General features: G+C 54.7%; 14 protein-coding genes and 1 tRNA gene. 7 read left to right on the plus strand and 8 right to left on the minus strand.

Annotated features, from left to right (window positions below):
- Positions 1–58: 58 nt before the first annotated feature.
- Positions 59–1,642, plus strand: a complete 1,584-nt coding sequence (locus CGZ80_RS26740; protein WP_094418736.1) for a WD40 repeat domain-containing protein — start codon at positions 59–61, stop codon at positions 1,640–1,642.
- Positions 1,643–1,745: 103 nt separating this feature from the next.
- Positions 1,746–3,755: a hypothetical protein gene (locus tag CGZ80_RS26745; RefSeq protein ID WP_143544181.1), complete on the plus strand. Its 2,010-nt coding sequence runs from the start codon at positions 1,746–1,748 to the stop codon at positions 3,753–3,755.
- A gap of 28 nt (positions 3,756–3,783) precedes the next feature.
- On the opposite strand, the gene CGZ80_RS26750 is transcribed toward CGZ80_RS26745, so the two are convergent.
- Entirely contained in the window at positions 3,784–3,957 is a 174-nt protein-coding gene (locus tag CGZ80_RS26750; RefSeq protein ID WP_198953797.1) for a hypothetical protein, read from the minus strand.
- Between the two features lie 28 nt (positions 3,958–3,985).
- On the opposite strand from CGZ80_RS26750, the gene CGZ80_RS26755 reads away from it, so the two are divergent.
- Positions 3,986–4,246, plus strand: a complete 261-nt coding sequence (locus CGZ80_RS26755) for a hypothetical protein (RefSeq protein ID WP_094418739.1) — start codon at positions 3,986–3,988, stop codon at positions 4,244–4,246.
- A gap of 130 nt (positions 4,247–4,376) precedes the next feature.
- Positions 4,377–5,027 (plus strand): hypothetical protein, encoded by a 651-nt coding sequence (locus CGZ80_RS26760; protein WP_143544182.1) that lies wholly within the window; start codon positions 4,377–4,379, stop codon positions 5,025–5,027.
- 199 nt (positions 5,028–5,226) lie between these two features.
- Here the strand turns inward: CGZ80_RS26760 and CGZ80_RS26765 are convergent, their stop codons facing one another.
- Positions 5,227–6,009: a hypothetical protein gene (locus tag CGZ80_RS26765; protein ID WP_158222865.1), complete on the minus strand. Its 783-nt coding sequence runs from the start codon at positions 6,007–6,009 to the stop codon at positions 5,227–5,229.
- 228 nt (positions 6,010–6,237) lie between these two features.
- The gene (locus CGZ80_RS26770) at positions 6,238–7,311 is read right to left on the minus strand and encodes a GNAT family N-acetyltransferase (protein WP_158222866.1); all 1,074 of its coding nucleotides are present in this window, start codon (positions 7,309–7,311) and stop codon (positions 6,238–6,240) included.
- A gap of 414 nt (positions 7,312–7,725) precedes the next feature.
- On the opposite strand from CGZ80_RS26770, the gene tnpC reads away from it, so the two are divergent.
- Positions 7,726–9,159 (plus strand): IS66 family transposase, encoded by a 1,434-nt coding sequence (gene tnpC, locus CGZ80_RS26775; RefSeq protein ID WP_233148700.1) that lies wholly within the window; start codon positions 7,726–7,728, stop codon positions 9,157–9,159.
- Between the two features lie 97 nt (positions 9,160–9,256).
- Here tnpC and CGZ80_RS26780 read toward each other — a convergent pair.
- A tRNA-Arg gene (locus tag CGZ80_RS26780) sits at positions 9,257–9,329 on the minus strand.
- Between the two features lie 188 nt (positions 9,330–9,517).
- Between CGZ80_RS26780 and CGZ80_RS26785 the strand changes: the two genes are divergently transcribed.
- Positions 9,518–10,837, plus strand: a complete 1,320-nt coding sequence (locus CGZ80_RS26785) for a MauE/DoxX family redox-associated membrane protein (protein WP_143544184.1) — start codon at positions 9,518–9,520, stop codon at positions 10,835–10,837.
- Here the strand turns inward: CGZ80_RS26785 and CGZ80_RS26790 are convergent.
- From CGZ80_RS26790 to CGZ80_RS28935, 4 genes are all read right to left on the minus strand, one after another.
- Positions 10,818–11,519: a LuxR C-terminal-related transcriptional regulator gene (locus tag CGZ80_RS26790; protein WP_094418744.1), complete on the minus strand. Its 702-nt coding sequence runs from the start codon at positions 11,517–11,519 to the stop codon at positions 10,818–10,820. The two genes, CGZ80_RS26785 and CGZ80_RS26790, sit on opposite strands and share 20 nt — an antisense overlap.
- A 473-nt stretch (positions 11,520–11,992) precedes the next feature.
- Positions 11,993–12,952, minus strand: coding sequence for an acetyltransferase (locus CGZ80_RS26795; protein WP_094418745.1), 960 nt, complete (start codon positions 12,950–12,952; stop codon positions 11,993–11,995).
- A 134-nt stretch (positions 12,953–13,086) separates the two neighbouring features.
- A complete protein-coding gene (locus CGZ80_RS26800; RefSeq protein WP_094418746.1) occupies positions 13,087–14,550 on the minus strand; it encodes a DUF1501 domain-containing protein in 1,464 nt (487 codons plus the stop codon).
- 12 nt (positions 14,551–14,562) lie between these two features.
- Positions 14,563–17,613 carry a PSD1 and planctomycete cytochrome C domain-containing protein gene (locus CGZ80_RS28935; RefSeq protein ID WP_233148701.1) on the minus strand — a complete coding sequence of 1,017 codons (3,051 nt, stop codon included), beginning with the start codon at positions 17,611–17,613 and terminating at the stop codon, positions 14,563–14,565.
- A 293-nt stretch (positions 17,614–17,906) separates the two neighbouring features.
- Here CGZ80_RS28935 and CGZ80_RS26810 point away from each other — a divergent pair, with 293 nt between their 5' ends.
- Positions 17,907–20,873: a PVC-type heme-binding CxxCH protein gene (locus tag CGZ80_RS26810; protein ID WP_094418747.1), complete on the plus strand. Its 2,967-nt coding sequence runs from the start codon at positions 17,907–17,909 to the stop codon at positions 20,871–20,873.
- Positions 20,874–20,882 lie beyond the last annotated feature (9 nt).

Here is a 20,882-nt window from a genome sequence, read left to right on the forward strand (position 1 = left end):
GGCAATTGGAGTAGACTGAAGGGAGACTTCTAGTTTTCTCATCAAGACAAACGGTGAAATGCGGTCACTTCTTGTTCGCCTTGTCGTCGTGTTGTTTGTCACCAACATCACGCATTCCGCAATCTGCCAATCGCTGGCATTTCCGAGGGCGGTGACAAACCAGGCAACGCCATTTGTCAATTCGGCGTTTGCGTTGACCATCGATCCCGAACGGATGCGAGTTGCCATCGGCGGATATCGTGGCGATGTCGTGGTTTATGAAACCACCTCACTCGCGGAAATCACTCGTCTGGAGTCCGATGGCGGAATGGTGCTCGCGACCGCTTTCGATCCACAAGGCCGGTTCTTGCTTGTGGCCGGTGATCCGACGCGTCTGAACGTCTATCGAACACTCGATTGGACATTGCAACGAACGATCAAATTGCCGTTTCGTTGCGGCTTTCTGTGCTGTCACCCGAAACTTCCTATCGTCGCGTTGTCCGGCAAAGGAACATCACTGCTGTTTTATAACTTTGAAACAGGCACACTCGTCGGCAGTCTCGATCGCGGGCTGGAACGCGGTTTTGAGTTGATGTTCACGCCCGATGGTCAGGCATTGCTCGCGGTGGCGAAACTCCCCGACAACGAATCGACTCGGCGTCACTTGATCGCAACGGACACGTCAGGCCTTTCGGAGACTGGATTCCGACCCGCAGACCCTGCCTTTCGAACGCTTGAAACAACTTCTGTTGGCTTTCACTCGCTTGTCGGATCTTTGTCGCACAGTCGTTTTGCCGTCGTCGATCAATCGGGGCGTATCTTGGTGTTCGATTCACAATCACTTCAACTGCTGACGTCGATCGCAGGAAATTTCGCTTCTGGCAAAGGACTCGCATTCGTCGATCGAAACACGCTGGGTATTTCGACAGGTGATGCCTTTCACACAATAGACCTTTCGAATCCTGAAGCTTCTTTAACAACGCCTTCGGATGATGCCAAGAACAGCAATCACCTGGTTTATGACTTCACACAAAGCCGCATGTTTGTTTCGCATGCGCGTGCGAAAAATCAACTGACCGTTTGGCACCTCTCATCGAGAACTGTCGACGCGGGCGGCTTTGCCGGTCATCCGGCAGGACCAATCCCCGGAATGGAGGTTGCGATCGATTCATCTTCCATGCAACCCCAAGAATCCGTCGCGGAGACGGAACCGATCGAGGTCACCTCCCCTGTCGAAAAACGTATCGACCAAGGAACGTTTCATCCTGCCGATTTGGCGGCGCGTTTATGGACAGACACACGAAGCTCAAAACAGATTGAAGCGAACTTCATCGGTATCGATGGCGACGAAGTCTTGCTACGTCGTTCGAACGCGGATGAAATCATCGTCTCTCGGCAACGCCTTGCGGGTGCTGACCAAAAGTTTCTCGATGAGATTCTCGAAACGTTCCCAGCAACCACTGATTTCAAATCCTTCGCAGAGACCCAATCGCGTCCGGCAGGTGCAACGCGATTGGAGTCCAAGTTCAAAATGGAATTGCATCTGTCGATGAAAACGACCGAGACAAGCCGCCGAAGGTTGACGGAGCAAGTGTGCTCACGATCAACGGTTCAGTGCCCGATCGACGAGGCGGATTTTTCTTGTCGACCGATCGTGGCTTAGGCAAATATGCGCCGGATCAACGCTTGGTGAGGCTGATTGCCAAGCACCCGAATTTGAACGCTTCGCGCTTCCCGGCGTTCGCGAATCTGTCAGCGAATTGACCGTGGATCGATTTGGTCGCGCTCTGGTACGATTCACTGACGGGGCGCAAATCTTTCGCTGGAACGGATTCGAGTGGAGCCATCTTTGGACGGAACTGGATGGCGGGACCATGTGGCTGGCGGCAACCCGATCTGAAATTTACGCCCTGGTCAAACAACAGCCGTTTCGCTCCATCGCGAATCTTGACGATCCGATCAACCACATTGTCAAACTGTCCCGGAATGATCGTTGGGTCCCCGTACCGGTGATCGTTGACGGGCAACCAATCCATGACATCGAGAGGCTTCTTGCCAGCGGCGAAAACAAACTGCTCGGCATCCGCCGAGACAAACCGCCGGTCCTGATTGACCAAGATGCGGCGACCACGTTGGAGATCCCAGAGTGCACCGACCATTTGCTTAGCAAGCTGGCCGGTACAAACCAGTCACCGTTTATCCGCAGCGACGGGACACTTTTTTTGCTTCACACACCCAATGGCCCCAAATCACATGGTCGCGTGGAAGTCATGCGCTCTGATGGGAACTCGCGGCATGTTTGGAGCAATGACTCCTCGTTTTATGAACTCGATCAGCCAAAAGGAATTGGTGGTGATCACCTCGACCGAGTCTATACGCGGTATCGCGATGGACGAGTGTTCGAAATCTTGCCCAATGACGAATTACAAGAAGTAAAACTTTCGCGACGATTGACCGCGACATGGGTTGCAGAATCCACTGCCACATCTGACCTACGGCAACAGGATCAATTCGCCCGCTTGCTGGCTCCGTTTGTATTTGAACGCGTTTGGACGGCGAAAACTGGGGCAGAATTAAAGGCAACTTGGTTGGCAAATAACGTTTCACAAGTGCGACTGAAGGCTTCAAATGGTCGAATTGTGAACGTGCCCATCGAATCACTGAATGCGAATGACCAGCGTTTTTTAACGGACCTTCGCTGGCACCGACGCGCCCCGACGATCGGACCCGGCAAACTCGAAATCGTCGCGCGGCATCGCACTCGTCAAGGATCGTTTACGAACTGGGACCAAAAATCCGAAGCAGAAAAAGCTGCCGTGCTGCCCCGAATTTTTCGATTGTCAGCGGGACGCGATCACCACGGAACAGGGCGGTGCCTGTTCGCAACGACGCGTGGGCTGGAAACGTGGGACGGGATGACCTTGAAACGACTCACGGCGGCCCCTGCAGACTTACAAGGCCAAGAGGGAATCAGCATCCCCGAAATAACGCAACTGTTAAGCTTGCCAAACGGCGACGCGATCACAATGTTTACGTGTGATCCGCGTGCGTTTTATTGGGACGGATCGAACTGGGGCGTCACGAATCTTCCCGACGACGTGAGCGTCCGCGACATGACGATGATCGGCGATGTACCCTGCGCTACGTACTTTCAAAAAGGCGAGGCGGGGAATTCACATTTTGGAATCGCAACGTTCGATCGTACGCATGGCTGGAAGAAGCACACGCTGATACCGCTCGCGCAGTTCAAAACACATCTGATTTCACTAAAGAGCCTTTTGCCGATCGACTCAAGTCGTTTCGTGATTGCGTGGCTTGAGCAACGTGATCGCAATCCAGAAGTGACGCGATTCACGTTTCACGATTTAAAACGTCTTGTGCCCATCACACCCGAAGCGTTTTCAACTGCTGCGGTGATCCCCCATGACTTTGGTGGACCGGCTGTCTTTGCAAATGGCTTGATGATGTTTCGAACGCACAGAATGCCGTTTCGCCTATTGCGTTGGTGTGACGGCGCGCCGTTCGAATCCGCGGTCATCGACGGCACCTACTCAATGGAGCCGTTTACCGCAGCGCGTGACTTCGCGGTGCAACCCGATGGTGTGTCATGGAGTATTGAGCAAGGTAAAATCACTCGCATGGACGCATCGGGAAGTTCAACGATTGACATTCACGACCCACTAGCCAACGCGATCGATGTAGACAGCGACGGCATAGCCTACGCACGAAGTGACCACCTGACCGTGATCCGCTACGTCAAACATGACGCCCCCTAAAACACGGCGGAATTGCTTTTGTAGGTGTCTAGCGTGATTTGAAAAAGATGCGATCAACCAGAGCGGCAATCAGATGCTGCACCAGATTGTAGAGAATGATCGGCAACATCACTTCGGGATGATTTGCCAGGGTCAACCCCGCCAAAACCAACCCGGTCCCGTTGTTGTTCATTCCTAGTGCAAACATCAACGACGCTTTCATCGAAGTTTCAACCGCGAACACATGGGCAATGACCCAACCAGCCGATCATCAAGACAAAGAAGTCCAAATCAGGATGGGAGTCGTGATTGCCATTTTGCCCCGTTGGTTACTGCCCGGTGGGAGCCGTTCACCTGACCTGATCCTTGATGCGTTGTGGATCGTCTACTTGCTTCAATTCGCAGGAATTTCATACTGGCTTTTGTCGCGGCCGCAGATGGCCGGTCCCGCCGAGCGAATGTGTAAAACCAATCTCAACGATCGCGACTCAGAAGTCAGAAAGCACACGTAGCCCTCCAATGAGCGAATCGCAACTCGATACTCACGAACCCGTAGAACCGGCTGCTCCTGACAGCCAACCAACGCCTCCTCAACGGCAATTCGTGATCGTGGGAAGCGTGGTTGGCGCGCTGCTTCCTTGCTTGTTTGCACTCGTCTTCAACGAACGAAGTTGGCAGGAATATGCAGACTACTATGGGCCCGGTTATCATCGGCTTGTTGGTCTGCTGACCGAATTCCCGGTTCCCATGTTTCTCGGTGGGATCGCTGGGGCCGTGGCTGGCTACTTCCTCTTCCTCGCAATCTATTCAAACCGCGGTTTCCAGTCGAGAACATTGGCTGGCGGTGTTGTGGCTGGCGCGGTCGTTGCCAATATGATTGCCATGGCGGTGTATTCTTCCGAACTTTTTGCGTCACGCTCGCGGGGAGAGCCTGCCTATGCGGACGACGTACTCCGCGGTGTTATCTGGCTGATCATGCACCCCACACCTCATGGAGCCTGGATGGGAGCGATCTTGGCGTGGGCGATTGCGAGTGCATTTGCTCGACAACGCGTCGGGCCAAAGACTGGCGCGATCGGCTCATCTATTTTTGCTGCCGTGCTTTCGACAATCGCAATGGTTGTCATCATGTCCCTGACCGCACCGCCAGGGAATTATCACGGTGGCACAGGCATGGGCCCCCGAGAAAGCCATGGATTGATTTTCATATTCATCCATCTGGTTTTCGTGCTGCCGATTTCGATGATCGTCGGCGCAGTACTCGGGTGGCGAACGCACCAGGGGCCGCGCTAACCAACTTGATCATCATGAGTTCGATCCTTCCGAAACAGACCGACCGATTCACGATGGTCGCATCATCAATCACATCTTGTCGAACCTAGCTCAGCCTAATCCCATTTCGCATGGATATGAGGATTAGATAGCCGCAGCAACTGCCGTGCCTTGATAGCTTGTCTTGAACCATTCATGACTTCCAAAAGGCACAAAGAACTCACGACAACACGTACTGCAAGAACAGCAATAGTGCGATTGTCACTGCATGAGGAATCAACATGGCGAGAGCGCGTCGGTAGGTGAAGCTCGCAAGGATTGCCAGGGCGATGGACGACACCATTCCGATCGTCACAACACCAACTGCATTGAAGACCGCACCGAGCCCACTTTCGAACATGGCAATTTTTAAAAACCAAACCAACCCGATCACGTAAACTGCTAACGACAAGAACGCAAGTTGTCGTCCATCGTGAATCCGACGTGCTGCTGAGGTCTTGGAATTGTGGCTGGTGGAATTCGGGCTGTCGGCTGAACTGGCCTCTTCGGTGTCCGGCTGATCTTTTGGTTCTACCGCCTGTCTTGATTCTATTTTCCGATGGGAAGAATGGAGACTCCGATGGCCGACCATCCAGACAGTCGCGACGAGGAACTGGATCCAGTAAATGACATAGATCGAAGACGGTACATTGGCTTGATCACCTGATCGGGCACTTTTTGCAAACATCAATACGGCAAATGCAAACAGCGAGAACTCGCCTAACAGAAATGACTTTCCACGAAAGGACACAAACAGACCGAGAAGAACTTGGACCCAGTAAAAGATCCAGACATCGGTCGGAATCACACTCGTGCGTACATGGACAAAGCTGTAAATGTCGACAACCGGCCAAGGTAAAAGCCTTATCAGCATCAGCAAAAATGCCTGAATCGCCAGATAGCCAAACAGCCTGACGAGGATCGGGTACCCTGAGGTGTCGCAGCGTTCAGCGTGACTCGCCATGATCGAATCCCTATCTGTCATCGCGATTCGGCCTGTTCCGCAACAAACCGCCACCGCCATGTTTTCCAATAGTTTGACAACTTGAAGAGCCCGAGCAAGGAATCCGCCTCTGCAGTTTATCGAGCATTGTCGCCGAAATTGTCATCGCGATGGCTGCAGCCGCATCAATCGAGGTGAAGCTTGAACTCGTGAATACGAGTCTTCATTCCCCCTCGGTCATGCTTCGAATCAACTCGCATCCTTAAACGGATTTCGCTCTGGCGGTTCGTCGTGATTGACGGTTTTCATGATTTGCTGCACGACGAAATTGAGGAGAGGAACTCGGTGCCTGACCCAGACGTGAGTCGCCTCTGGTTTGCAACCCAAACGACTCTTGGCATCCAACGCCGTTCGCCCGAATGAGATCCGTTTGCATCGCCAGCGGATTGCTTGCTCGATCACGGCCAACAGCAAGGCGTGATAGACAGGCAAACGTGAGTTTGCTTCGTAGTCCATGCCCAAGTAGAAGCCGATCGCCGTTTCGCCATCACGGATGATCGTCACAAAGCCTATCAGCAATCCGTTCTCACGGATCCCAATCGTCACAAAATCATCGTTCAACGACTCGGCGATTCGCGGAAGCGTCGTGTTGCTTAATTCGAACAAACACACATCGGCCCGCGCAGCGACTGCTTTGTACAATTCCAAGATTCGCTCTGATTCGTCTCGCAGGTTTTCAATCGGCGATACTGAGAGAGTGTCGCAGTCGAACGGTTTTCTTACCTTTCTTGCTGCCGCGCGGTAACGCTTTGTCAGGCTGGCTAGGTAGTCGTCCATGACCTGCCAATTTGGATCGATCGATAGAACCATGTTCGGCTCGGTTTCCATCGATCCGTAGCGGAACGACTCCAGTGCCGACGCGTCCAATGGGTCGGATTCGAGAAGGTCTTTGACGATCACATAGTCAACTTGGCCGTGAAGTCGATTGGCACGTCGGATTCGATACAAGCACTCGGCGATACCTAGCCAGATTTGCTGTTGGTCCCGGCCCGCTGCGATTGCAACACCGTGTGGCCCCCACGTATGCACATTGCCGCAAATCATGATTCTGCGTTTCAGTAGTGAAAGCGATTTCCGTTTCCATTGCTCCGGCAGATTATTTGTTGCCGCTGATTGATTTCCAGACAGTTGAGTTCCTATGACGTCGAATGTTTGCGTCGCAATTGCGGCCACGGGTTCACCATCGTCGTAAACGATGGCAAAGTCACGAACAATCTGACCAGAGAACTCGTGCTGGGCAGAGAGTAAGTAGCGTCGACTCATGAAAAGGGACGCTCCTTCAGTCACGCGATCCCAGTGCTCCGCATTAAGAAACTCGATTCTGCTCGCAATGGCGAATTGAAATCCAGAGGCCTTCCTGGTGACGGCGTTTGGTTTGTCGTGAGGCATGATGGGGATTGCCTGAGGGATGCATGAAGTGCGGAGCGCCCAGGGACGCGATGAGGAGACGTTGTAATGATTGATTCAAGACGACACATCTGAAGCAGACGATTTAGTGCCCATCCTGACGTGACATTATCGCGTCAATTTCGCAAACATGGACCTTTGTTATTTTCAGAATCTGAATGCCCTGAGCACCGAAATCCTTGGTCCGATCCTAAACGTGGTCAGTACTTGTCTACCGGACCAAGACCGCTGTTATTGACCTCCCTGTGATTCGACGAGAATTCTGGAATCATGGATGTTCCCAAAACCACAACCGATTGCCCGGGTTGCAAGCAGCAACAAGCAGTGATCGATGCCTCGGTCAAACAAGTTGAAAAGCTAACCAAACGGCTCGAGAAGGTCGAGCGCGAGGACAAACGCCAAGCGGCCCCATTTCGCAAAGCACGCAAGGCCGATCCAAAGAAGCCCGGCCGAAAGAGCGGAAAGGACCACGGCAAGCACCATCGCCGTGCTGCTCCGGAGCAAATCGACGAGACATACAATGTGCCGCTGCCAAGCTGTTGCCCTGGTTGCGGATGCGATCAACTGACGAAGACCGAAACTCGAATCCAGTATCAAACTGAAATTCCTCGGACGGTCATTTATCGACAGTTCAGTATCGACGCTGGAACCTGCACCGGTTGCGGCGTGGCGGTGCAAGGTCGGCACGAACTGCAAATATCCGATGCAACCGGAGCTGCAGCGGTGCAGCTCGGACCGAACGTTCACGCTGCGATGGCACTGCTTATCAAAGAACTGGGGCTCAGTCACGGCAAGGTAAAGCGTTTGCTGGAAATGCTTTTCGAAATCACCTTCGGACGCAGCACGAGTTGCCGAAGCATGCTTTCTACCGCAAAACGTTTGGAATCGGCCCATGGTGAGGTTCGCCACGCTGTACGTGGCGAACCCCAGGTTGTGGGTGACGAAACAGGCTGGCGTGTCAATGGACATCCGGCTTGGTTGCACGTGTTTGTTGGCCTGACCGCAGTTGCATACGAAATTGACCCGTCGCGCAGTATCGAACCGGCAGAGCGACTGCTTGGAAGAGATTGGTCGGGCATCTTCGGACACGACGGTTGGTCGGTCTACGACAAATTCAAGGCTGCAACGCATCAACAATACCTCGCTCACCTGCTTCGGCGATGTGAATCGCTGATCGAAAGCGGGACCGGTGGTGCATTGGTGTTCCCACACGCGGTGAAGAGCGTTCTGCTCAAAGGGTTTGAATATCGAAATCGGTTTCGCGTCGGCAAGATGACCGAACACGGGCTAAAGGTGATGGCGGGACGCTTGACGATGCGAATGCGTGATCTGGTTCGCCCGATCAAAACACATGCGGCCAACGAGCGTTTCGCGAAGTTCCTGGAAAACCATTTAGACGATCTTTTCGCCTTTCGCCGTCATCCAGGAGCGGATGCAACCAATTGGCGTGGCGAACAAGCGATCCGGCCGGCGGTCGTCAATCTGAAGGTGTGGGGAGGCAACCGAAGTGAAGCCGGTGCAAACGCACAGTCGATCATCATGAGCGCAATGCGAACGTGCATGCAACGACTGGCCGCCCCATTTACATTCTTGCATCGTCAATTAACAAGCCCGACGCATTGCCACTGCCCATCACTGAGCGGTAAACCAGTACAAGCTCAATCGCATTTACGTTTGCGCGTTGGGTCCCAAACCAACTTTTGAATCCGGCTCATGCCCAGTAAACGCCAAGTGCGTTTACGACCCTCGATGCCCCAACCCAATGGCTCAGGTCGCACGATGTTCGGGCGGAAAACGAAAGCACCCCCGGCAGGATTCGAACCTGCGACACCAGCTTTAGGAAAGCTGTGCTCTATCCCCTGAGCTACGGGGGCGATTGCTGACTTCAACGCCCACAATGATTCGACTGTTTTACCAATCGCTTGGTTCTGCGGAAACCTGGGATTTTCTTTTCCGCTGTGCTTCGAGTGCGATTTCGCGGCCTTGCCCGAGTCCAACCTGGCAAATTTAATAGCAGGGCCTCATCCCGCCGCCCTCCAAGCCCGCAAATCCAGGCCCCAAGTTGACTTCTGAATCGTCGCCTGCGAACGCTTCGCCTCTCAACGCCTCGCCAAGCGTCCCCAAACTTTCTTTCTCGCGATTATGGTCCATTGGCGTCCTAGCGTTGATCGCGGTCACGTGGCCGCTTTGGCTGCCTCGCCCATTGGCATCCGGCGTGTATCCCACCATCGGCTTCATTGCGTCCCCGACTTCGGTCGCAAATCGCCTTGAATTCGCCGGGGCTGTTGCAGCAATTGGGACGCTGATCGCGATCGCCAGCGGACGTGTCACCGCACGATGGTGGTGGCTCGTTTCGATCGGGCTTGTCGTACTTGTCAGCACCGATCAACAGCGCTTGCAACCCTGGTGCTACCAAACGATCGCCTACGGATTGTTGTTTGCCTTTTTTGATTGGCGTTCGGCGCGTTTGTGGATCACGCTCATCACCGCCAGCATCTATCTTTATAGCGCGGCAGGAAAGCTGGATTACCAATTCACACATTCGGTAGGCCAGCAGATGGTGCTGCAAGCCCTGCAGATGATCCCAGGGATCACGCTTGACGAATCAATGGCGAGGTTGGCGACTCGGCTTGCCATTACATTGCCGATCGTCGAGTTGTGCATTGGGGCGATGATCTTGGCAAAGCCGACGCGACGCTATGGAGGCATGGCGGCTATCGCGATGCACCTCTCGCTGTTCGCATTACTCGGCCCTTGGTCGCTGAACCACAGTTTTGGCGTGCTGTGCTGGAATTTACTGCTCGCAGTACAAAGCTGGATGCTCTTTGTGAATCCGGCCGATGGCGGCAAAGACATCGAACCGGAAGTCGACCGTCGGAAAGCACTCTCGCCCTGGTCACGCCTGGTACGAACAGCGGTCATGGTTTGGGTCGTGGTGATGCTTGTTGCGCCGTTGACCGAACGCTGGGGCATCTGGGACCACTGGACTTCTTGGTCGCTGTATTCGCCACATACGAGCCGAGCGACTGTCGAAATCCATGACTCGGCGGTGGCGCGTCTTCCTGATGAGCTCGTTCGCTATTTGAACGACACCGATGGCGATCGATGGAGTCGGCTGAGTTTGGAAGACTGGTCGATCGGTGAGCGATGGGTGCCGGTGTATCCGCAAGCTCGCTTTCAAGTCGAAGTCGCAGAGTCGGTCAGTCGCACCTATGACCTCGGCCAAGCGATCCGCGTCGAACTGCGTTCGGTCTCGGATCGTGTCAGCGGACAACGGACCTCGCGTTACCTGATCGGTCGCGATGAAATCACGCGAGCGGCCGACGGATACTGGTTTCCGATCGGCCGATCAAAGTTCACCACTAACCAGCGACAGCGGTGACGGCGAGGTGCGAGTTGCGAGCGGTTTGCCACTGCGCGTCACTGGCTGAATAGGTCCATTGGCGGAGGAGGTCACGCTCAACAAGCTTGGCCACCATCTCTGAAATGGTGGCTGCCCCGAGATGCTTCATGATTGCGGCGCGGCGGCGTTCGACCGTACGATCGGACACGTTCAGTTCGATTGCGATGTCACGGTTCATCTTGCCTTGCATGATGCGTTCGGCAACGTCGCGTTCTTGCGAGCTGAGTTGTCGTGCGGCGCGATCAAGGCTGTGCAGTCGCATCATCAACTGACGATGTGATTCGACACTGTCTGTCACGTCGCGTGCGATGCAATGTCGTCGCTCCACTGGACCGCCGGGACGTTCGCTGACACCGACCGTTTGAACGGCGAGAATTCGACGTTTTCCAGAGCGGTCAAAAACGCTTCGCAACGCGTGGATCATTCGTCCGCCACGCAAATCGGCGTTGAGGCATTCTTCGACGTCGTCATTCAATGGGTCATCACTGACCAAAAAATCCATGTAGGAAGCGCCTGGAAGCGTCGCCGGGTTGTAACCGAGAACCCTTTCCACCGACGGACTTACATAGGCCAATTCGGTCCGGCCACGGCTCGAGAAAAAGAAGTACGGCTCAACGAAGTCTGTCGCTTGCGGTAGATCCAAAGGCGATACGCTATACACCTATCAAATCTCCAAGAGTGTATTTGAAAGAACAGCCGCCACAATAATTTGGCGTCAACGGCTTCCTATGTCTTTTCAGGGATCTGACCGTGAACCCTTCCCAGATTGCCATACAGCAACCACACGAAGGTCCACAGGTGCCACTGACTGCTTCGATGTCCGCTCAAAGAAGAAGGTTCCTAGGATTCACGGCGGGTGGCAGTAAGACAACGGCCCCCGCAAGGGCCGGACTCGAACCCTGCCGCTGAAATTGGCATGCCTTGGGGGTTCGGCGTCGTCATTACGCCAGCCTGTCAGTCCATTCGTTGATTCGGTGCAGCAGACTTTCACCAATGTTGTGAAAATGCGAACACTCGGAAATCTACGGGACTTTCTCGTAAATCAGCTCAGAAAAACGCACCCCCACGAGGCAGCTTGAACGCCCTTCAGCGGTGAAAACTAACCACCCGACGGGCGTGAGCGACGAGTTGTCATTAGGTTGCGAATTGCTTTTGCATCGCGTCTAAAAATTCATCCAACTGGTCACCTGGCAAATCATTCACGCCTGCCGCGGCTTGGCGCCCACCACCGGTTGGGAACTGGCGACAAAGTTCGTCGGCCCCCGATTTCGTTTCCAATGGGGCGCGAACGCTAATCAAGTAGCCACCCGAAGGCAGCAAACTGGCGAGCGCGTGAGCACGACTCGGATTGGAGCGTGCGAGTTGGTTGCTGTAGACGCCACTCACGCGACGAGAAAACGCCTCGCAAGGGAAGACGAATGCGGCACAACGATCGGTCTGCAAGACAGGCTCAATCGACTCCGCTCGCGTCATGTCACTTTCAAATCCGTCTGCCAGTTTTTCGAAGGCTGCATCCGTATCGATAAACTCAAACGGGTCGCTGTAGGGTTTGACTTTTCGATAGAGCTCGTCTGGCGGGAAATACAGATCGTCGATCGTGCTTCCATAGCCGTTGTAGTTCATCAACGTTCCCAAACGCTCGAGCTTGGCCAGTTGATCATCGGACAACGACAACGGTTCGGCCGCTGCGCGCGCCGCGTCATGCAGGTTATCGCCGTACAAGGCGGTGACCGCCCAAGGCAAAAATGCGCTGTTCAAATAGCGATTGACCAACAACCCCGTGCAAACATCACCGGCAATATCAATGTGGGTTTCCAATTGATCCGATTCAGGGATCTCACCCGCAAAATGGTGATCGAAGTATTGCACCGAAGCGCCTTCCGAAAGCACTCGCTGAATCTCATCGCGGTTTTTGTCCAAGGAGATATCCAGGACCGTCACGGTGTCGCCAGAGGTCGCTTTGACACGACGCACCAAATTGATGTCGCGTTTGACCCCGGTGATTAACTCCGACTCGCGCGGCTCGGCCAGACGAAGTTGGTGGAGGGCACAAATTCCGTCTGCATCACCGTTAAAAACGTCGAAGTGTGTCATGCGATCTGAACTAGCAGGCAAAAGTGGGGCGGAGCGAGTGAGGGGCCAATCAGACAGCCTGAATTTGACGCCTTTCGGAGACCCCCTGAATGTACTTCCCCGGTTCATAAATACCAGAGGCCAACACTGGGGCACTAAGCCAACAGGTCATGCACGACATGCCCGTGTACGTCGGTCAAACGAAAATCGCGGCCTTGGAAACGGTAAGTCAGCCGTTCGTGATCGAATCCGAGCTGGTTCAAGATGGTTGCTTGTAAGTCGTGGACGTGAACGGGATTTTCGGCAACGCTGAATCCGAGTTCATCCGACAAGCCATATTCATAGCCTGCCTTTACGCCACCACCGGCCATCCACATCGTGAACGTGTCCGGATAGTGATCGCGTCCCAGAATGTTACTCTTCGCCGTCCGCCCTTCGCGGAACGGTGTCCGACCAAATTCGCCCCCCCAAACGACCAGCGTATCGTTCAGCAGACCACGACATTTTAGATCACGGATCAGGGCAGCAACAGGCTTGTCCATCGACGCACATTTTTGCGTCAGCCCATCCGTCAAACCCGTATCGGCACCGGTACCGTGGAAGTCCCATCCCCAATCGAATAGCTGCACAAATCGCACGCCGGATTCGACCAGTCGACGCGCCAACAAACAATTGTTTGCCAAACTCGAACCGCCCGGCTCGGCACCGTATTCATCGAGAATCGCTTGGGGCTCCGAAGAGATATCCATCACCTCAGGGACGGACGTTTGCATCCGGTAGGCGAGTTCATATTGCGCGATCCGAGTCAGCGTTTCGGGATGCCCCATCTGTTGCACTTGCATGCGATTCAAATCGGCAAGCGCGTCCAAGGTTGAACGGCGAATGTCGCGTGGCATGCCTGGCGGGTCCGAAGAATACAATACCGGGTCGCCTTTGGAGCGGCACTGCACGCCTTGATAGACAGACGGAAGAAAACCACTGCCGAACGAATTCTTTCCGCCGTTGGGCTGCACACCGCTCGATATCAATACGACGAAGCCCGGCAAGTCTTCGTTCTCGCTTCCCAGTCCATAAGTCACCCACGATCCCATCGAAGGACGACCGCTTCGTGGCGAACCGGTATAGACCAACAACTCAGCCGGCGCGTGGTTGAATTGGTCTGTATAGACCGAGTGCACGACACACATTTCGTCAGCGATCGAATGGAAGTTGGGGATCGCGTCCGACATCCACATCCCACAATCGCCAACCTGTTTCCACTTGCGTGGTGAACCCATTAATTTCGGCGTGCCACTCGTAAATGCGAATTCACGCCCCGCCAAAAATTCGTCGGGGCAATCTTGATCGCTACGTTTAATCAACTCCGGTTTGTAATCAAACATGTCCAGGTTGGGCGGAGACCCGGTCATGTGTAAATAGATCACTCGCTTCGCTTTTGCGGCGAAGTGCGGAAGGCGAGGTGCGAGCGGATTCTCAACCGGACCGTTAGTTCCTGGTTCGGCAGCTGGGCTATCTTGATGAAGCAACGATGACAACGCGATCGCACCAATCCCGGCCGTTGATTGCCGAAAGAAGTGACGTCGCGTCTGTGATTGCAGTCGTTCGAATTGAAAATTCATCCTGTCAGTCTCCTACCGTTTCATCAGCAGTTCATCCAAGTTCAACATCACGTTGCCAACCACCGTCCAGGTCGCGTATTCGATGGCATCGGTCTCGGTACTCGCGTTAGCGGGCAGGGGGCCCAGCGGATCTGTTGCGATTCGCATCGCTTGTTCGGGGTCCTGCTCATATCGCTGGCGAACGGAATCAACGAGTTCGGTTAACCGTTTGGTCTCCGCATCGGTGGGCGACCGGGTGAGGATTTGCTTGAATGCGAACTCGATTCGGCCGTCGGTTGTTGCGGACGCGTCCACACAGCGTCGTGCGATTGCTTGGGCGGCTTCGACATAAACCGGATCATTAAGCGTCACCAATGCCTGCAACGGTGTATTGGTTCGGATCCGGCGAACGGTGCAAACTTCGCGGTTTGGCGCATCAAACTGCGCCATCGAAGGATAGGGGTTACTCCGTCTCCAAGTCGTGTACAGCCCGCGTCGATAACGATCTTCGCCTTCACTGGTACTCCAGTCCGTCGCTGACCCGAATGCGGCTTTCAATCCTAGCGAAGGCTGCGGGGGTTTTGCCGGTGGGCCAGCGAACTTATCGACCAACAATCCGCTGACTGCCAATGCTTGGTCGCGAACCATCTCCGCAGAAATCCTAAAACGCGGCCCACGCGTGAGCATCCTGTTCGCCGGATCAACATCGACAGCTTCGGCGGTTGTCTTGCTGCTTTGACGATACGTTTCGCTCATCACGATCAACTTCACCAGTCGTTTCACATCCCAACCGCTTTCGACCAGCTCGACGGCCAACCAATCCAGCAGTTCAGGATGCGAGGGCAGCTCACCTTGCGAGCCGAACTCTTCACTGGTTTCAACGATTCCGATCCCAAATAACTGTTCCCAATGTCGATTCACGATCACGCGCGCGGTCAACGGGTTGTCCGGCGAGATCAACCAACGGGCAAGATTCAATCGCGTCGGCCTTCCATCGGACTCGATTTCATGAAACGCCTCTGGAACTCCGACGTCGACCGTCTCACCTGTGCTTTGATAGTTTCCTCGGATTTGAATCTTTGTGGTCCGTCGTTGCTGCGAAGGCAATTCTTGCATGACAGGAACGGTCGTCACGGGTTTCAGTTTTGCTAAATCGGATTGGGCACGCTTGAGCTGTCGACGTACCGGCGCAAGTGAATTGGCGATGGAGCGAAAGTGTTCCCGTGCGTTTGCCAAATCGTCTTCCGACCACTGATCGACAGGAACTTCGGAGAGCGATTTGATCGATTCAGGAAGTCTCGTCCAGGCTTCGATCGATTCGTCAGCTGAGTAGCTCAAACGAAACGCATCCAGCAAGTGCCGTGAATACTTTGACTGCTGCTTGATGGTGACTTTCAAGATTCCCGATGCGTTCTGGATCACCTCGCCAAACGCGAGATTCAGTTGATGCTCTTGCCCCATGTTCGGCGAGATCGCCCAACCCTTGTCGCGATTTAGCTTGGGCTTAATTGCCGATGATGCCGGGAATGCATCCTGCTCGAAATCTGCGGTCGCGATCGAGAACTTGACTGCATTGCCTGTTTCGGAAATCGGTTCGGTTGGGTACCAAGTGGCTTCGATCTGCGAGACAACAAAGTTCGACGTTTGCTCCGGCGAAATCTCCAGTCTCAAAGCTGCGATCCGGTCCGTTTCGACAGGAATAGAAATCACATAGTCATCGTTGTCTGGTTTATCGCCGCTGGCCTTCATCCAGCCTTCTTCACCGATTTCGATCGTCCGCATCGATTGGATCTCGGACGGTACGAGCGAATTCCAATTCGGTCGCGAAGGCATCGCGGTAAGCCAGGTTTTGAATTCCTCTTCAAAGGCTTCGCCGGATTCACGATACTGTTTTTCAAGTGATTCGATTTGCTTTGAAAGTCGTTCTTTGTCGGCCTTGTCTTTGTCGGTCCAGAGTTCGATGGTTGGGCTTTCATCGCGTCGATCGGCATCCGCCGTGCTGTTAAAAAACGCGAAGAAGCGAAAGTATTCTTCCTGGGTGATCGGATCGTATTTGTGGGTATGGCACTGTGCGCAAGCCATGGTCGTCCCCATCCAGACCGCCATCGTGGTGTTCACACGGTCGACCACCGCGACGTTGCGAAACTCTTCGTCGTTCGTCCCGCCTTCGTTGTTGGTCAACGTGTTCCGATGAAACGCGGTAGCAACCAGTTGCTGATCCGTGGGGCGTTCCAATAGGTCACCAGCCAACTGTTCGATCGTAAACTGGTCAAAGGGCAAATTGTTGTTGATCGCATCAACGACATAATCACGATATGCCCAAATGGTTCTTGGCGGGTCATCGGCGTAGCCGGCGGAATCGGCGTAGCGAGCGAGGTCCAACCAAACGCGAGCCCAGCGTTCGCCGAACGCCGGGTCGGCCAACAATGAATCGACGTAACGTTCATAGGCGTTCACACTGGTATCCAATGCAAACGATTCGGCTTTGTCCCAAGTCGGCGGCAACCCTGTCAAATCGAGTGCCACGCGACGGGCAAGTGCCAATCGATCGGCAGCGGGCGCGGGTTGCAACCCAGCGGCTTCCATCTTGGCGAGCGTGAAAAAATCGATTGCCGAAACGGGCCACTGAGACTGCTTCACACTGGGAAGCGGTGGCCGCGTCGGTTGGCGATAGGACCAATGCTTGTCATACCGAGCTCCTTGTTCGATCCAAGCTCGCAGCGTCGCAAGTTCGGCTTCAGTAAGCGCGTTGCCTTTGTCGGACGGCGGCATCACCAGATCAGCGTCGTCACTGGTGACACGTGCGATGATTTCGCTGTCGTCGGGGTGTCCCGGGTTGATCGCCGCATATCCGCCGAGGTCTTCGCGTGCGCCCTCTTCGGTATCGAGCCGCAACCCGGCCGCGCGTTCTTCTTCGTCGGGGCCGTGGCAGGTGACACATTTACCAAACAAGATCGGCCGGACATCGCGATTGAAATCGATTTGAATTCCAACGTTGGTCTCCGCGGCATCGCCTGCGACGGACATCAGACCAATCGCTAATAACACCGTGAGAACAATCGAAAAAACGGAAGGACGTTTCATGTCGGGAGGCAGGAAGAGGTCGAAGGCGGGCGCCGCTGTTGAACGTCGGCGAGAGCGGTCAGGCTCGAGAATCTATGATAACCGATCCTCCCGCCAAACCGAGCGTTTTTCCCGGGTGATCCTGCGTGACTCGCCTGCCCAGTGTCTTCTACCCAGCGACTTCTGAACGCTTCCCCAAAGGAGGCAGTCACAACGCATTCCCAGGGAGGTTAAACTGAACGATCGCTGCCGCGACGCCGTCAGCGTTGACTTTTCCCCGCCAGCTTTTCTGCTCCCTGCCACCCCAGACGCTGATGCAAACGCGCCCCCACCGATCCGGTCACCGGTTATCAAAACTAATCCTGGCCTACGCAATGTTGGCGTTGGCGACTCGAATCGTCATCCCTGTCGTTTCCATCAATCGCTGCCACGCCGACGATTTCCCCGAAGTCTACAACAACGAGGCCGACAAAGATGCCGAGCCGATGGACGCGTCGCTGGCGGCAAAAACGATGAGACTGCCGGCGGGTTTTTCGGCGACGGTCTTTGCGAGCGAACCCGATGTACGCAACCCGATCGCGATGGCTTGGGATGACCGCCAGCGAATGTGGGTCGCGGAAAACTACACGTATTCTGACCGCACGCAACATTTCGACCTCGCGCTGCGTGATCGTGTTATCATCTTGAATGACAGTGACGGAGACGGACATGCCGAACAGCGTTCGGTGTTTCTCGACAACGTTCAAATGTTGACGAGCGTAGAAGTCGGGCGTGGCGGCGTCTGGCTGATGTGCCCACCACAACTGTTATTCGTCCCCGATGCGAACGGCGACGACGTTCCCGACGGCCCGCCCGAAGTTGTCTTAGACGGTTTTACCGTGGCCCAGGCAAACTATCACAACTTCGCGAACGGGCTTCGTTGGGGACCTGACGGATGGCTGTACGGCCGATGCGGCCATTCCTGCCCCGGCGAGATCGGACGCCCAGGAACTCCGGACGATCAACGCATCCCGATCGATGGCGGCATCTGGAGATACCATCCCGAATGGAAAACGGTCGAGGTGCTGACCCACGGTACCGTGAATCCCTGGGGCCATGATTGGGACAAAAACGGCGAGCTGTTTTTTATCAACACCGTGATCGGCCACCTGTGGCACTGCATCCCCGGTGCGCATTTTATCGAGTCGTTCGGCGAAAGCCCTAACCCGCTCGTTTACGAACGACTGGACATGATTGCCGATCACTATCACTACGATCGCAACGGGTCATGGACCGAAAGTCGTGACGGGGCCGCCAACGCACTCGGCGGCGGACACGCACACATCGGTATGATGGTCTATCAAGGAAAACGTTGGCCGACGGAGTATCACAACAAGCTATTCACGCTGAACATGCATGGATTGCGATGCAATGTCGAAACGCTAGAGCGTGAAGGCGCCGGGTACGTCGGTCGACACAATCCAGATTTTTTGATCTGCCAAGACCCGTTCTTTCGTGGCATCGAAATCAGCACCGGTCCTGATGGCGACGCCTATGTGCTGGACTGGAGTGATACCGGCGAATGTCACGACCACTCCGGAGTCCACCGCACCAGCGGCCGCATTTACAAGATCCACTACGACGGATCCGAGGCAACGAACAACGCCTCGCCGCGGGCGTTTACAAAGCCTGCCTGCTTGGCCGGCGATGGCAAGTTGCCTCAGCTTTGGAAACGTTATCTCGCCGGCGACCTGACCACGGATCAATTGCATGAATCCCTTCGTGATCCGGATGAACATGTTCGAGTCTGGGCGATTCGGTTGCTTACGGACCGCTGGCCACTCGATACCTTTCGCGGACCACAGCCCGATGCAGTCTACCCCGATCAGCCAGCGACGATTGAATCGTTCCGCCAACTCGCCAAGGACGATCCGTCAGGGCTGGTGCTGCTTGCCTTGGCTTCGACATTACAGCGATTGCCGGTGGACCAACGCCTGTCACTCGCACAACCACTGCTCTCTCGCGACGAATTCGCCTCTGATCGTGATCTGCCGGCGATGATCTGGTTTGGATTGATGCCAGTTGCAAATCAGTTTCCGGATCAATTGGCAATCGCCGCGGCAACTTGCGATTACCCCGTGGTAACAAAATGGATGACACGAGCACTCGCATCACAAGCTGACGAAAACCTAGCTCCGTTGGAAACTGTGCTGGCGAAAGCCACATCGTTTTCGCATGAAAAACAGCTCGCCGTTTTGAACGGATTGAGCGAAGCGTTCAAAGGCTGGCACAAAGCCCCCGAGCCAGCTTCATGGAAAGCTTTTTCACAAAGCACTGCCGCTCGCGATAATCCAGATGCCGTTCGCGAACTCGACCTGTTGTTCGGCGACGGCCGCGCACTCGACGAACTCCGTCAAATCGTCCGATCGAATGCCCCACTTCAAACTCGCAAGTCCGCTTTGGAATCCCTGATCAAGGCAAAACCCGACGACCTTCGCCGGACGTGCGAGTCACTTCTCGATCAACGTGAAATCAACGCGGTCGCGGCACGTGGACTGTCGCAGTTCGATGACCCAAAAGTTGGCGAACGGCTGGCGCAAATGTACCGACGCTTCCAACCGAATGATCGTCCGGGCCTGATCGAGATCCTTGTCTCTCGGCCTAGCTTTGCCAACGCGTTGCTGGATCGAATTGACGCCGATCGGAACCCCATACCGCGAGGCGATGTAACGGCCTTCCACGCACGCCAAATTCTTGGGTTCTCTGATCCGATATTGAGTGAGAAACTCGCACAGCGTTGGGGAACGTTGCGAGACTCACCCGCTGATCGTCGACAAGCGATTGACGCGATGAAGGCAAGCATGACACCAAATGTGCTCGCGGATGCCGACGTTACTCAGGGTCGCACTCTGTTTAACAAGACATGTTCGCAGTGCCATCGGCTGTTCGGCGAGGGCGAAAGTATTGGCCCGGACCTGACCGGGGCACAACGTTCCAGCCTTGACTACTTACTCGAAAACATCCTCGACCCAAGTGCAGTGGTTGGTAAAGATCACCGGATGTCGATCGTGTTGCTGGACGACGGACGCGTATTCAATGGATTGATCGTTTCACAAAATGACAAAACGTTGGTCATCCAAACGCAAACCCGAAAGGAAACTCTGTCCCAAGACGCTGTCGAGCAGATTCGAATCACGCCACTTTCGCCGATGCCGGACGGACTGTTGACGACACTGAGTGACGACCAGATCCGTGACCTAATCGGATATTTGATGAGCCCCACGCAAGTGAGCTTGCCATAGCGATCGCTA

This window comes from Rhodopirellula sp. MGV (assembly GCF_002251265.1).
In the GTDB taxonomy this organism is placed as follows: domain Bacteria; phylum Planctomycetota; class Planctomycetia; order Pirellulales; family Pirellulaceae; genus Stieleria; species Stieleria baltica_A.

Bases quoted from the DNA above. Each gene is read 5' to 3' on its own strand.
- CGZ80_RS26740 (WP_094418736.1), top strand. From the start codon at position 59: ATGCGGTCACTTCTTGTTCGCCTTGTCGTCGTGTTGTTTGTCACCAAC.
- CGZ80_RS26750 (WP_198953797.1), bottom strand. From the start codon at position 3,957: ATGAAAGCGTCGTTGATGTTTGCACTAGGAATGAACAACAACGGGACC.
- CGZ80_RS26755 (WP_094418739.1), top strand. From the start codon at position 3,986: ATGACCCAACCAGCCGATCATCAAGACAAAGAAGTCCAAATCAGGATG.
- CGZ80_RS26765 (WP_158222865.1), bottom strand. From the start codon at position 6,009: ATGGCGAGTCACGCTGAACGCTGCGACACCTCAGGGTACCCGATCCTC.
- CGZ80_RS26770 (WP_158222866.1), bottom strand. From the start codon at position 7,311: ATGAGTCGACGCTACTTACTCTCTGCCCAGCACGAGTTCTCTGGTCAG.
- tnpC (WP_233148700.1), top strand. From the start codon at position 7,726: ATGGATGTTCCCAAAACCACAACCGATTGCCCGGGTTGCAAGCAGCAA.
- CGZ80_RS26795 (WP_094418745.1), bottom strand. From the start codon at position 12,952: ATGACACACTTCGACGTTTTTAACGGTGATGCAGACGGAATTTGTGCC.
- CGZ80_RS26800 (WP_094418746.1), bottom strand. From the start codon at position 14,550: ATGAATTTTCAATTCGAACGACTGCAATCACAGACGCGACGTCACTTC.
- CGZ80_RS28935 (WP_233148701.1), bottom strand. From the start codon at position 17,613: ATGAAACGTCCTTCCGTTTTTTCGATTGTTCTCACGGTGTTATTAGCG.
- CGZ80_RS26810 (WP_094418747.1), top strand. From the start codon at position 17,907: ATGCAAACGCGCCCCCACCGATCCGGTCACCGGTTATCAAAACTAATC.